Raw genomic sequence first — 13,118 nt, 5'->3', positions numbered from 1 at the left:
AAACCCGATTTTTTCGGGCTAAAATTTAGAAAAAACGATTTTTTATGTAAAATGTTTTTTCTAAAAGCGGGTTATAAATGTATGCGGGCGGGGCCCCAGCTCAGAGTTGCGAAGGCCGCACGGGCCCCTCCCTGCACCCTCCCCATCCTTGGCCGACGCTACTGCAGGTTTGGCTTGTTTATTTCAGTCATTTTGTGCTTTTTCTTGTGTGTCTGGAATGGATTCTTTCTGCGTGCGGATGTTTTCCATCAGGAAGTGGATGGCCTTGAGCCGGCCGTTACATTTCTCGATGCAGTTGTCGTAGAATCCCTTCGTCTTCTCGTCCCATTCGGGCACGATTTCGGATGCGTACAGGAAGTGTTCGACGCAGATAGAAAGCTGGTCTGCTTCGCGCCGCAGGTCGTCAAGGTTCGATCTCGTGAAGAATGCCATGGTAAAAAAGATAGAAAAAGGGATGCGATAATCCGTGCTGTCATCCCCGACTTGGTCGGGGATCTCTTCAAAAATCATATATTTAAAACATGTCTAAAAGGTTCTTTTTCATCTTGATTGCGCTGATGGCGGTTGCCCTTATCGGGTGTAACGAGGCGGAGAATGTGTTGAAAGACCCGCGCGATGGCAAGAAGTACAAGACAGTGAAGATTGGCAACCAAACGTGGATGGCGGAGAATTTGAACTACGAAATAGCGGACAGTTATTGTTACAACAATGACACTAGCAACTGCAAAAAATATGGTCGCCTTTACACGAGGGATGCTGCGTTGAAGGCGTGTCCTGCGGGCTGGCACTTGCCCAGTATGGATGAATTCAAGGTCTTGATAAAGACTGTCGGTGGTGAAAAAATTGCGGGTGAGAAACTGAAATCGAAAAGCGGTTGGAACGATGGTGGCAATGGCTCGGATGCTTTCGGTTTTTCGGCACTGCCTGCCGGTACTTGGTTCGATGGGGGAACCACGGGGGATGATGAAGGATTCTCTGAAGAGACTGTTGGTACAGGCTTTTGGGGTTCTACGGAAAATGCGAACAAGGAACTTTACGAGATGAATTTGGTCGATGCTGATAATGCTCCTTATTTTAGTTATAGGGGACGGGGCTTTGGAAATTCTGTCCGCTGCGTAAAGGACTAAATTTACAGTATGAAAGTTGCGCTTTTCGGTTCGACCGGCCTGATCGGAAAAAATGTCTTGACGCTCCTGGTGCGCCTTGACCAGGTGGAGCATGTGTACTGCCCGGTACGTCGCGTGCCCGAGCCTGCCGAAACCGGTATTTTAGAGGGTGCCGCGAAAGTTGACTTCGATGTGGTTGACTTTGAACAGGTGGACCAGTTGCGCGAGAAGTTTGCGGGCCTCGACGCGGCAATATGCTGCCTCGGCACGACCATCAAGCAGGCGGGTAGCAAGCCCGCGCAGGAAAAAATCGATGTGAGGCTCCCGCTATCGCTTGCGGCTGTCGCGAAGAAGGCGGGCGTGAGGCATTTCTTGTGCGTGAGTGCGCAGGGCGCGAATTCGCATTCGCCGTTCTTCTACAACCGCCTGAAGGGCATGCTTGAGGAAGGTCTCACGATGATGAACTTCGAGGCGCTCACGCTCGTGCGCCCGTCGCTACTGCTCGGCAAGCACAAGGACAAGCGATTCGGCGAAGAACTCATGCAGAAGATTTTTGGCAAGCATCTCGCGATACTGCCGGCGAGAATCCGTCCGGTGTTCGCGGAATCCGTCGCGGCTCATCTTGTGGCCTCGATGCTCAAGCCTCCATTCGACCATGTTTGCGCAAGCGCCGGCGTGAAGGGCAAGCGGATTATATATAACCGTGTGCTTTCGAGCACGAATGCAGAAGGGTTGTTCTAGCGGACCGCTTACTTGAATTTCCAGAACTTGTACAGGTATTTGGCGGTCTGGACGGGAGTTTTTAAGAAGGCGCTCTTCTTGTACCCGCTCAGGGCGAACCCTTGCAGTACCTTGTAGAGGCCAATCTGGTCTTCGCGGTTGATGGCGAGCAGGAACCTGCGGAACTTGTACTCGAAATCGTGCGTCTTGCCGAAGTACTCGTAGCAGCGCTTTTCGTACTGCTTGAGAAAGTTGCGGCTGAGTGCCGCAGCCTCGCCGGAGGTTGCCCTGAGGCCCATGTCCACGTAGTCGGCGCAGAATCGGCCGGCCCTCATCGCGGCAGCGATGCCACCACCCGTGAGCGGGTTGGTGTGGTGGGCGGCGTCGCCCACGAGGGCCAGGCGGTCGAGCGTGTAGTCCTTGAGCGTGCTGGAAACAGGCACGAGCCCGCCAACGGTATGGTTGATTTTTGCCCCCGGGAAGAGCTTCTCGAGCCATTCCATCGTGATTTCGAGAATGTTGCCCGCATGCTTGCCCGCGGCGAGAAACCCTGCGCCGAAGTTCGTGACGTTCGACTTCTGCTTCGGGAAACTCCAGATGTAGCCGTCGTTGATAAAGTCGTGGCCCTGCCAGAAGGTGAGGTAGTCGGGTTTGGTCAAGAGCCCCTGCACCTGGATGTCGACTCCCGTGCACGTTTCGCGCGGGTCCTGTGCGCTCTTGAGGCCCACCATGCGCCCGATACGGCTTTCCACGCCGTCGGCCGCGATGACCATCTTCGCAAAAATTTCCTGCGTGCCCGTTTCGGTCACGCTACCGTCGCCGTTGCCTTTCCCGAGTACGACTCGCACCATGCGGGCATCGCCCTCGACGTCGCCCACGAATTCGGCGCGTGCGCAGGTTTCTACCTGGGCGCCGTCGTCGGCAGCAAGCTTTGCAAGCCACGGGTCAAAGACTTCGCGGTTGAGCATGATGCCCGTGTTCGGCTTGGGGACTTCGATGTTCACGCCGTTCGGGCCGTAAATGTAAAGGCCGTTGATGATGCTCTCGATGCAGCTCTCGTCGATGGGGCCATATGTCTGGAGGTCGGCCAGCGTAGTGCTCGCCTCCCCGCACCGTACCGGGAAGCCGATGCGTTCGCGCTTCTCGAGGAGCAATACCTTGTGCCCCGCCCGTGCCAAGTTCCTTGCGGCAACGGAGCCGCCGGGCCCTGCGCCAATCACCACGACATCGTAACGGGAATCAAGCATCGTTCACCTCCGTAATCGTGAGCGCACCGACGGGGCACGCCTTCACGCAGATGCCGCAGCGCACGCACTTTTCGGAATCAATCTGCAGGTCGAGCCCGAACATGTCGAGCGCCATCTTGGGGCACACGCCCACGCAGCCTGCGCAGGCGAGACAGATTTTACGGTCGTGAACGAGTTTCTTCATCGTTAAATAATATAGTAAAAGAGATCCCCGCCTACGCGGGGATGACAGTGGGTAAGGAAAAGCCCCGCGAACCTTGCGGCTGCGGGGTTTTCGTGGGGCCTCCCGGACTTGAACCGGGAACCAACGGGTTATGAGTCCGTGGCTCTAACCGATTGAGCTAAAGCCCCAGTTCGCCCAATATTAGCAAATATTTTGAAATTGTGCGTGCCCACTCGTAGTGGAATCCGCTGTAGGCGTTTACCACCGCCTTGTCCCAGTCGGCGACTTCGTTCTTGTACACGTGGAACGCGTCCTTGAGCCTGCGCAGCATCTGGTGCGGAGCGTTCGCGTCTTCGACGAGGAATGCGTTTGCGCGGCCTGCCGTTTCGGGAGTGTAGTCGTCGAGCATTGTGGCGACCCCGACGTTGAAACCGGTGAGCGGGAGTGTTCCGCAGGCGAGCGCCTTGAGGATAATCGATGTGGACGGTTCACGCAGGTTTGCGGCAAACAGGATGTCGGAACCGGCGAGGACCTCCTTGAGCGGTCGGACGTTCTCGGTCTCGCGGTCGATGGGCATCACGTGCATGATGTCGGGGTACTGCTTCGACACGTCCTGGTAGAAGTTCCATTCCGGGTCTTCGGGCGAGATGCCCACGACGATAAACACGTCCTGCTTCGTGATGTCGGCGAGGATTGTCGCGAGCGTCTCGGAGGTGTTGCCCGCTTCTTCGTCGAGGTGCACGTAGAGGACCAACTTCGACCCGAAGTCCACGTGGAGTTGCTCTTGCAGCGCAAGCCTGGCCCTGTGTTTCGCTTCCTTGATGGGGAGCTGTTCTTCGCGGTTGAAGTCCCATACCCGGTAACTTACACCGAACTGGACGCCGATAAGCTTGTCGGCGTTGTGGTTCAAAAAGCCGCTGAGTCCGCCGGGCAGGTTCGTGTTGAGCATCGCGTCGCGGTAGCCGGGCGAGGGGAACAGGACTTTCTCGGCAAAGCAGATGCCCGCCTTGAGGAGGCTTACCTTGCCCCAGAACTCGTAGCCGTCCATGTTGTACCTTTCGCGCGGGAGGCCGATCTTTTCGATTTCCTCGGACCTCACGTGGAAGTCGTAGGTGATGTTGTGGACGGTAAAGAAGAACGGCACGTCGCCGAATTCTTCCTTGTAGGTGTTGTGCGCGAGGGCTCCGGCGAGTGCGCCGCCCCATTCGTGCCCGAGAATTGCCTGGAATTCGGTCTTGGACTCGATGGCGTAGCTCAGGCAGGCCGAAGCGAGGAAGGCGAACCGGAGGTGGTTGTCGCCGTAGGGGACGTCTTTAGGAGGGCCGTAGACGTAGGGCCTGCCGAAGTATTCCTCGTTATAGATATAGGTGTGCAGCGGGTCGGTCTCGGATTTCCATATTTCGTAAACCTTGCCCTGAAGGCGCTCCGTCCCGCGGAAAACGCACTTGTAGTTTTCCGGATTCTGTAAATGGTTCTTGTAAAACGGGGAACAGGTAACAACATTCACCCCGGCCTGGGCGAATGCGTCGGCAAGTCGGTTGACTGCCGTGGTGAGCGGACTGGGCACTAGCCAATTGCCCGCTTCTGGACTGACGACCAGAATTCTCATTCCCTATACACACTCCAAATAAAAATTTACGAATACGAGTGATATATGACAAATTTATTTAATTAAATTATCGTATGGTAGACCTGAAACGCGCTTTTGGCTCGATTTGGGGCTTATTTTGAACTTTATCCTTGAGGATTAAATCAATGAAGAAAATTTTTCTTGCCGCTTTAGCCGTGTCGGTCGCCTTTGCGCTCTCCGGCTGTAAGGGTGCCAACGAAAAGCGTGGCGACGAACACCTGGAAAACCAGCGTTACAGGAACGCCATCAACTCCTACCTGGATGCCCTCAAGAAGGGTAAAGTCTCTGACGAGTTCTACGACAACTTCACGCTCGCCCTAGTGCGCGGCGCGAACATCGAAGCCAAGAGCAACATCAACAGCGACCTTATCAGCGGTTACTTCGACAAGGCCGCCACCAACATTTCCAAGGTGCAGAAGCCCGAAGTGATTGAAGAATTCGTGACGAGCTACGCTACCATTGGTAAGCAGCAGGCTGCCCAGCAGGGACTGGACTACGGTTCTACCCTTCAGGCGTTCGCAAAGATCGACACTGCGCTCTCCATCGCGAAGAGGATGAACGTGGGTGAGGCCTCCGTGAAGACCATCCGTACCGAAGCAGAAAACCTCTATGTCGGACCGGCCCTCGCCGAAGCGAACGAAGAAACCGATCCGGTGGTTTGCGAATACTACCTGCTCCGCATTGCCGAAATCGCTCCGGAAAATGCCGACGTGAAGGCAGCGCTCAACAAGAGCCGCAAGGGCACGCGTGGCTACTTCCTCATCTTCGGCGAAAACATCCCCGATCCCTCCGGCAAGAACCGCGTGGACAAGTGGGGCTACGTGATGGCCCTCCCGACCATCAAGATCACCCCGACTTCCTTGAGCGGCGAACTGCAGTTCTGGGCATCGACCGGCAACAACACCGTGCTCGACCCGGCTAACATCACGCTCGTCTCTACCGAGGGCAAGTCCGTCAACGCCAAGGCCGGTACCGGCTGGTGCGAAGCCGAAGTGCTCGTGGGCAAGAAGGGTGACGAAAAGATCGAGAAGAAGCGCCAGAACCTCAAGGCCGGCGAAAAGGGCAAGCTGATGAACGAATTCCAGTGCGGCCTGAACGTGACCTTCAGTTTCGAGAAGGGCTTCGTTCCGGACTACATCCAGTACAAGGATGAATTCGGCATCGGCAAGAAGTTCCTCGGTCAGTAATTCTCGCTACAAGAATTTCAACGCGCACCCCGGTAAAAACCGGGGTGTTTTTGTATGAACCGAAAACCACATCAGGGTGCCCGCGGTTCGCGGGCTTTCGCGAGGGCCCAGAGCAAGACGCAGGCCACAAGCGGGACAAGGACGTTCCACGGCCCGTGGTAACGGAGCGTTCCGGGGGTCGCCATCCAGAGATAAATGAGCACGATGTGCGCGGTATAGACATCTAGGCTATGCCGCCCCATCACGTTGGTCGCCCTGAAGTCGAGCAGGGCGGGCCACCTGCGCACAACCGCACATATCAAGAGCATGAAGGTAAAGAAGTTCGCGAAGCGGAGCGGGCCGACGTGCACCTTGCTGGTCCAGAAACTGGCCGGCTCCGCGAGGGCGATAAACTGGTGCGACCAGAGGAAGCAGAAAACGAGAAGCACGATGATTGCGGGGGTTGCTCGCCGGACCGCGTTTACGGCGAGCGCGTTGTCGGCGGATTCGTCCCTGCGGGCGATGCGCCACCAGGAGGCGGTCGCCGCTCCCGAGAAGTACACGAACTGCCAGCCGAACGGGTCGAAGTCCCCGTGGTGTATCCACTGCGGGAAGATACCGTTACACGCGTCGCGGAGCCCGAATTGCGCTGCAATCCAAAGCGCGAGGGCGGGGAGCCAGAGGCATAGCACCTGCCGCTTGCGCGCCGCCCGCGTAAACAGCGGGAACACGAACGAACCCGCCAGAAGGAAAATCACGTACAGCGGCAGCACGTCGAGATACTCGGGGGTATTTGCGAGCAGGAGGCTGAACGCGCTTCCCGATGCGGGGTGGCTGTAGATGGATTCGAACAGGTAGCCCACTCGCGGCAGGAACAGCCACGCTGCCAGGCAAAGCGACACAAGCGTCACGATGTGGTAGCGCCACGTCTTGAACGCACGCCAACGCATCCAGGACTGCTTCGGGTCCTTCACTCCCTTGCTTGTGGCGGCAAGCATCCCGACGAATCCCGACAGGAAAAAAAAGCCTTCGGCCGCACTGAAGAAGCCGAAGCACTGGTACAGGTAGTACGATATGGGCCTTCCGAAATGGTCAAGGGTCATCTGCAACAGCAGAAGCCCGCGGATCGAGTCAAGCGCCCTGATTCTCACGGATTCTTCCGGGGGAAGGCTCGCCTGTCAAAGGCTAGAAGCTGGCCTTCGCGCTGATACCCATCGCGAAGTCGGTATCGACCTGGTCGTTGAAGTTGTAGCCGAACCAGAACACGAGTTCCGTCTTCAGGGTCGGGTACAGGTAGAAGTTCATGCCGAGGTAGTGGAACGAGTCGTCGAAGTTTTCGGACTTGTTGCTATCCTTGTTCGTGTCGCGGTCGTGGTATTCGTAGCTCACGCCCATGGTGAACTTCTTGTGCAGGTTGAAACTCGGCTCGACGGCAAACATCATCTGGTCTTCTGTCAAGATCTGCGGTTCGGCGTCGTATTCTTCGTCGGTAATCGCGTAGAAAAAGTTCATGTTCAGGTTGAAGAAGTCGTAGTTGAAGCTCGGTTCCAGGAGGAAGGAGTGGACGCCCTTGCCCTTGTACGGGTGGATGCCCCACACGGCGTAGATGCCGTAGTTCATCTTCTCGAAACTCTTGGTGTAGTCCACTTCCAGGCCGAACGTGTAGGTGTAGCTGCGGCTGATTTCGCTGCCGAACAGCCAGTCCACGCTCGGGGTAAGCACGAGGTGTTCGTCCACGTGGTTCAGGATGGGGTAGGAGTACGTGCCGAAAAGGGCCATGGAGTGCACGTTGTTCTCGGATGCACCCATATAGACCTTACCGTTGCCGTACTTCTCGTTGCCGACTTCGATACCGGCACCGCGCAGGTGCGATTCACGGACAATGACCGCGTAGCGGGCGGGGTCGCGCCAGTAGTAGTAGTTGAACGCGCCTGCAGAGTAGGTGAGGTCGCCGAACACGAGGCCGATGGAATGGGTCACGTCCCAGCGGAGTTCCACTCCATCAAAGTTGAATTCGGTGAACCTTCCGCCGTCACCCATGGCGGTGGAACGGGCAAAGTAGTGGCGGCGGGTTTCGGACGCCTTTGCCATGCCGTCGGAAGAATCGACGTAGGTGCTGTGCGTGTTGGCCTTCACGGTTACGGACACGTTCTCGTCGAGTTTTGCCTTGGCGGCAAGGTCGATATCTTGGTTGGCGGCATTAGTCGGGTCGAAATCGCTGTCAAAATAGCTGCCGTAGTCAAAGTTTACGTTACCGTGCAGTTCGACATCCAAGGCGAGGGCAAAAGATGCGGACGCGAGGGCGATGGGCAAAATGAGTTTGCGCATAAAATCCTTCCAAAAAAGTTCTTGGACAAAAGATAGAAATATATCTTGCAAAAACCCAACGTCGCGGGCGCTTACGTTTTGTATTTTTGTGTATATACAGGAGATTTATGAAAATTCGTAGTCTGTTTATTGCTTTGTGTGCATTGGGCGTCTTGGCCGTCAATTCCTTCGCGGTTACCGCCGACGAGGCCCTCAAGGGCTCCAAGGAGTGGTTCAAGTCCGGCAAGGCCTGGAATCTCGAGTTCCAGGTGCAGATTTTTTATGCGGAGTCGCCCGATATCGTAAGCCAGACGGGAACGCTCCTGGTGGCCGATGCCGATAGGTTCCGCCTGAAGGTCGCGGGAATCGAGTTCGTGAGCGACGGCGAGAGCATGTGGCAGTACAACCCCGAACAGAACCAGGTGCTCATCAAGGCTATCGAGGACCTTTCTTCGGCGTTCCACCCCTCCGAGATGCTGTTCAAGTATTTGGAATGCAAGGCGAAGGAACTGAAGGAAGCGGAATTCAACAAGCAAAAGTTGTGGGTGCTAAAGCTCGACGCCTCAAAGTATGCGGGCCAGTTCGACCAGATGGAAGTATGGCTCTCGAAGAAGGACTTTTCGCCGGTGCGCCTGTTTACGGTTGACCCCGCGGGGAATTCCTCGTGGTACAACATTCTCAAGCTGAACGTGGTAAAGAAGGTTTCGCCCGACGATTTCAAGTTTAAACCGGGCAAGGATGTCGACGAAATCGACATGAGGTAACGATGAATTTTTTGGTAAATGCGGGTTTTGCTAGGCGTGTCGCGGGCGTTGTTGCCGTGGCGTCTTCGCTTGCCCTTGCCGCCACCGAGACGCTGTTCAGCAACTGGGCGTTTTCTGTAGCACCGGGGGGTGACTACGGGTCGCTGTGGGTGTTTTCGCGTGGTGATATGAACAGCGGGGTGACCCGCCTGGACTTGAAGGTTTCTGCTTCGGGGCAGGTGCAGGTTTCGGGTACGGAACAGGGCCCGCTCTCTGATTCGGTGACTGCCGTGCACGATGGCATATTTACGGACGTGAATGCGAACCACCGCCGCATACCTGCCGAGAATGCGGGCAGGCTCGGGCTCGTTTACCCGATGTACGGACTCGACAACAACGGGAACTTGCTCCAGCCCGAGGGTATTATCTCGGTGCGCAGTACCGAGGACATTTTCGAGACACCGCTTGAACTCCCGAGCGCGGCGGAAGAGCTCGATTCTGCGATGACGTATGCGGTGAGCGGCCTTGCCTACGATTCGACGCGGAAGACTCTCTGGATTGCGCGCGGCATGCTCGGCCTTACGGGTTACGACATCTCGCGCGGTGCGAACGACCCGAAGGAATTCAGGCTTATCTTTGACCGCGAGAACAAGACGCTCGATACGCTCAAGCTGAATGCCTCGAAGGACCTCAAGAAGTACACCGAGGTATTTGACGTGGCGCTGGACCCGAATACGCGCGACCTGTGGATGGCGACGGCCCGCGGGCTCTGGGTGCTTTCTGCGGATGGCAAGCTTGCTAGCGCTTCGAAGGTGCTCGATTCCATGCGCGTTACGGGCGTGTGGGTTGGCGGCGACCCGCTTATGGTTATTGCCGAGACTCAGGCGCAGGGCAAGGAATCTATGAAGGGTGGCCTCTGGCGCAAGTATGTAGAAAAGTCGGGCGATTTTGCGAAGGTGCCGTTTATCGACGTGAAGGGAAACTCCCAGAAGAAGGACGTGTACGACAATGCCGATTACACGGTAAGCAATGTGGCCTTTGTCGGGAAACAGGCGCTTGTTGCGGTACGGACTGTGGGCGGCTCCGTGACCGGGCTCTTGCGGGTCGATTCGCTCGGGGTGCGAGCCTATGAAAGCGACGAAGAAGAAAGCCAGTGGCTTTTCGGTTTCGAGATGGGTGTGACCGACCGCGACGTGATGATTTGCGATATAGCCGCTTTCCCGCTCGAGAAGAATACGACAGGGCTTGCGGTTGCCACCTACGGCAACGGCATATCTGTTTCGGCGGATACGGGGCGAACCTGGACGCCGATACTGAACCGCGCGAAACTGAGCGGGAACCTGGGAACGGTGCGCATGGTGCCTTCGGTGATAACTGCGGGTAGCGAATCGCTTGTTTCGTACAAGGTAAGCAAGGATTCGAAGATTACCATCGAGGTGTTCAGTTACGACATGAAGAAGGTGCGCAAGATTGTGAAATCCGCCCCGCGCTTTGCGGATGCCTCGCGCTCCACGAACGCGAAGGAAGACGTTTGGGACGGGCTTGACGATTACGGGAACCCCTGCGCGATGGGCGTGTACTACGTGCGCGTGAAGGATAACCACGGCCATGTGGGCTGGGGCAAGGTCATGACGCTAGGGGGTACCCGATGATTTCGAGACTTGAGATTCGGAATTGTCATTGCGAGGACCTGCGCAGCAGGTCCGTGGCAATCTCCTTCCTGCATGCTCTCCTTGTTGGATTGCTGTTGGCTTCATCTGCATTTGCGGGCGTTGTTGACAAGAAGGCTGCCCTCGGTGGCTTTGACGGCTTTGTGGAACGCATGGGCGCGGGTGCGCGCGAACTCGGGCGCGGCAATACGGGCTCTGCGGATACGGCCTCTATGCCCGGTGCCTACTGGAACCCCGCTATTCTCGGGTTCCGCCAGAACTTCAACTACACGCTCAATGCCGAACGCAGGAGTCTTGACCGCATGGGCGGTTCCCTCGGGCTCGAAACGCCGGTTGGAAACCGCATGGGCGTGGGGTTCGCGATGCTCTACCGCGGCGATATAAACTTCGACGTGATTGATGACGACGACCAGACTCTCGGTACGGCGACCCCGTTTTTCACGATGATGTATCTCGGGTTCTCTTACCGCGCGACTCGCCGCGATGCCTTCGGTATATCGCTCTCGCTGGGCTACGACAACATGGATGTCGCCGAATACTACGATGGCATCGAGATGGTGGACGGCTTCACGAGCCCGGTGGCGATAAACCTGGGTTGGCTCAGGCAGTGGAACGAAAAGTGGTCCACGTCGGTTGTCATCAGGAACATCAGTTTCGGCAGGAACCTTTCGGCCCGCTGGTCTCGCAGCCCGAGTACGGACAACAGCATAGCCTCTACGGAAGGCGTACGCCCGAAGGTGTTGCAGGTGGGGCTCGGCTACCGCTCGAAGGTGCTGGGCAAGCCCGTATATGCCTGGATGGAAGCGCTCGACTACCAGGTGGCGGATACCTTGCTCGTGTTTGACCCGCAACATCACGTGTGGACGGGCCGCGTAGGATTCGAGTGCGAGATTATTCCCGACGGGACGGTGCGTATAGGCATGGACGACCTGGATGCGATGATTGGCCTGGGATACAAGTTCAACATACGCATAGGCAAGAAACGTTACCTGTTCGACGTGAACTATGCCCTGACGTATGAATCCAGCGCTGGGCTATGGAACCCGCTGAGCCTTGGTGTGAGGGGCTTTATCCCGTGATAAGTTCGCTGTCGCTAGCGCACGTCCGCAGTCTTGACGGGCGGGAATACCGCTTTGTACCCGGAATCAACGTGATTCACGGAAAGAACGGGTGCGGAAAGACTACGGTGCTGGAGGCAGTGCACCTGCTGGCGCAGGGGTTCTCGTTTCGGGCACATGACCTGAAGGAACTTATTGCCTGGAATGCGAACGAGATGATTCTGCGGGGCGCGTTCGAGTACGACGGGCGTGAACTTGCGCGTGCTGTGCAGGTCGGGCGCTACAAGAACATCGTGAAGGAAAACGGCGAGCCGTTGCGCGCGGTTTCGCATTTTTTCGGGAAGGCGCCTGCGGTGATTATGCAGCCTTCTGACATAGAACTGCTGCGCGGTGCACCTGAAATACGCCGGCGCTGGCTCGACGAGATTCTGTGCTTTAGGTCGGCATCGAACGCGAAGGTGCTGCGCGACTACAGGCGCGTATTGCAGCAGCGTAACCAGTGGCTTAGGCAGTTCAAGAAGGATGGCGCGGCGCTCGGCGGCGAGGACTTGTTCCACGTGCTTACGGACCAGCTTGTTGCGCTCGGGGCGAAGCTCTGGGCGGCGCGCATTAGCCTCTCGAACGAGATTTCCCCGATAATCACCGGATACTACAGGCGGCTCTCGGGTGGGGTGGATACCATTACCTGCAATTACAAGAGCTCCATCTTGAAGGATTTGGACGCGCTGGATGCGGCGGTGTTCATGGACGAGAATGAGCTGGAGGCGGTTGCTGCCGAAAGTAGCCCGCAGTATGTTCCGGAGGGATGCGATGCTGGCGAAAACGGCGCAGGTCAAAACGGCGCTGGCAGCAACCCGAATGACGCATGTGTTGCGGGTAGCGGCAGTGCGAGCGACGCTCCCGTGAGCGAAGAAATGCTGAAGAACGCCTTCGCGGAAAAACTCGCGGGCCTCGAGTTTATCGAAAAGTTGCAGGGAATCACGATGTCGGGCCCGCATAAGGACGACCTCGCGCTTTGTGCATCGGGCTACGAGATGCGTTCCGTGGGCTCGCAGGGGCAGTGCCGTTCCGCGGCGATCGCCATGCGCTTTGCTGCGGTGGATGTGGCTGCCCGCTACCTCACAAAACCGGTGCTCCTGCTTGACGATATATTCGCCGAACTTGACGTGGATCGCCGCGGGGCGGTCGCATCGCTCATCCGCGAGAAGGACTGCCAGGTGCTCATCGCCACTCCGCAGGTCGAGGAACTGCCGTTTATGGCGGATGCGGAAATAAGCCTAAGCGACTAGGGCGGGCTTCGCCCTCCCT

Annotated in this window: 13 protein-coding genes and 1 tRNA gene; 7 read left to right on the top strand and 7 right to left on the bottom strand. The window is 57.0% G+C overall.

The window, feature by feature from the left end; all coding sequences use genetic code 11:
- Window positions 1-183: 183 nt before the first annotated feature.
- Window positions 184-432: a hypothetical protein gene (locus tag BUB22_RS08255; protein WP_175547268.1), complete on the bottom strand. Its 249-nt coding sequence runs from the start codon at window positions 430-432 to the stop codon at window positions 184-186.
- Window positions 433-521: 89 nt separating this feature from the next.
- Here BUB22_RS08255 and BUB22_RS08250 point away from each other — a divergent pair, with 89 nt between their 5' ends.
- Both BUB22_RS08250 and BUB22_RS08245 read left to right on the top strand, forming a co-directional pair.
- Window positions 522-1,127, top strand: a complete 606-nt coding sequence (locus BUB22_RS08250; RefSeq protein WP_073114718.1) for a fibrobacter succinogenes major paralogous domain-containing protein — start codon at window positions 522-524, stop codon at window positions 1,125-1,127.
- Between the two features lie 9 nt (window positions 1,128-1,136).
- A complete protein-coding gene (locus tag BUB22_RS08245) occupies window positions 1,137-1,847 on the top strand; it encodes an NAD(P)H-binding protein (RefSeq protein ID WP_073114717.1) in 711 nt (236 codons plus the stop codon).
- 8 nt (window positions 1,848-1,855) lie between these two features.
- On the opposite strand, the gene BUB22_RS08240 is transcribed toward BUB22_RS08245, so the two are convergent.
- The 4 genes from BUB22_RS08240 to BUB22_RS08225 form a co-directional block, all read right to left on the bottom strand.
- Window positions 1,856-3,073 (bottom strand): geranylgeranyl reductase family protein, encoded by a 1,218-nt coding sequence (locus BUB22_RS08240; RefSeq protein WP_073114716.1) that lies wholly within the window; start codon window positions 3,071-3,073, stop codon window positions 1,856-1,858.
- Window positions 3,066-3,257: a 4Fe-4S binding protein gene (locus BUB22_RS08235; protein ID WP_073114715.1), complete on the bottom strand. Its 192-nt coding sequence runs from the start codon at window positions 3,255-3,257 to the stop codon at window positions 3,066-3,068. Before BUB22_RS08235 ends, BUB22_RS08240 begins: the two co-directional genes overlap by 8 nt.
- 93 nt (window positions 3,258-3,350) lie before the next feature.
- Window positions 3,351-3,424 (bottom strand) — tRNA-Ile (locus BUB22_RS08230).
- Entirely contained in the window at window positions 3,415-4,845 is a 1,431-nt protein-coding gene (locus tag BUB22_RS08225) for a glycogen synthase (RefSeq protein ID WP_072808544.1), read from the bottom strand. The genes BUB22_RS08230 and BUB22_RS08225 overlap by 10 nt, the downstream gene beginning before the upstream one ends.
- A 146-nt stretch (window positions 4,846-4,991) precedes the next feature.
- Here BUB22_RS08225 and BUB22_RS08220 point away from each other — a divergent pair, with 146 nt between their 5' ends.
- The gene (locus tag BUB22_RS08220) at window positions 4,992-6,053 is read left to right on the top strand and encodes an LptM family lipoprotein (protein WP_073114714.1); all 1,062 of its coding nucleotides are present in this window, start codon (window positions 4,992-4,994) and stop codon (window positions 6,051-6,053) included.
- 71 nt (window positions 6,054-6,124) lie between these two features.
- Here BUB22_RS08220 and opgC read toward each other — a convergent pair whose 3' ends face one another.
- Complete coding sequence (gene opgC / locus BUB22_RS08215) at window positions 6,125-7,183, bottom strand: OpgC domain-containing protein (RefSeq protein WP_073114713.1); 1,059 nt, start codon at window positions 7,181-7,183, stop codon at window positions 6,125-6,127.
- Between the two features lie 34 nt (window positions 7,184-7,217).
- A complete protein-coding gene (locus tag BUB22_RS08210; RefSeq protein ID WP_073114712.1) occupies window positions 7,218-8,360 on the bottom strand; it encodes a hypothetical protein in 1,143 nt (380 codons plus the stop codon).
- A gap of 107 nt (window positions 8,361-8,467) precedes the next feature.
- On the opposite strand from BUB22_RS08210, the gene BUB22_RS08205 reads away from it, so the two are divergent.
- Genes BUB22_RS08205 through BUB22_RS08190 form a run of 4 tightly spaced genes read left to right on the top strand, consistent with a single transcriptional unit; the run spans window position 8,468 to window position 13,099 of the window.
- Window positions 8,468-9,103: a LolA family protein gene (locus BUB22_RS08205; protein WP_072808535.1), complete on the top strand. Its 636-nt coding sequence runs from the start codon at window positions 8,468-8,470 to the stop codon at window positions 9,101-9,103.
- Between the two features lie 2 nt (window positions 9,104-9,105).
- Window positions 9,106-10,734, top strand: coding sequence for a hypothetical protein (locus BUB22_RS08200; RefSeq protein WP_073114711.1), 1,629 nt, complete (start codon window positions 9,106-9,108; stop codon window positions 10,732-10,734).
- Window positions 10,731-11,831: a PorV/PorQ family protein gene (locus tag BUB22_RS08195; RefSeq protein ID WP_073114710.1), complete on the top strand. Its 1,101-nt coding sequence runs from the start codon at window positions 10,731-10,733 to the stop codon at window positions 11,829-11,831. The genes BUB22_RS08200 and BUB22_RS08195 overlap by 4 nt, the downstream gene beginning before the upstream one ends.
- On the top strand, window positions 11,828-13,099 hold the full coding sequence (locus BUB22_RS08190) for a DNA replication/repair protein RecF (RefSeq protein ID WP_073114709.1): 1,272 nt from the start codon (window positions 11,828-11,830) through the stop codon (window positions 13,097-13,099). The genes BUB22_RS08195 and BUB22_RS08190 overlap by 4 nt, the downstream gene beginning before the upstream one ends.
- Window positions 13,100-13,118: the final 19 nt, after the last annotated feature.

The sequence above is a fragment of the Fibrobacter sp. UWCM genome, from assembly GCF_900129735.1.
Classification (GTDB): domain Bacteria; phylum Fibrobacterota; class Fibrobacteria; order Fibrobacterales; family Fibrobacteraceae; genus Fibrobacter.
Note: the sequence above shows the minus strand (reverse complement) of the source record. Positions and strands in the feature narration are given on the sequence as shown.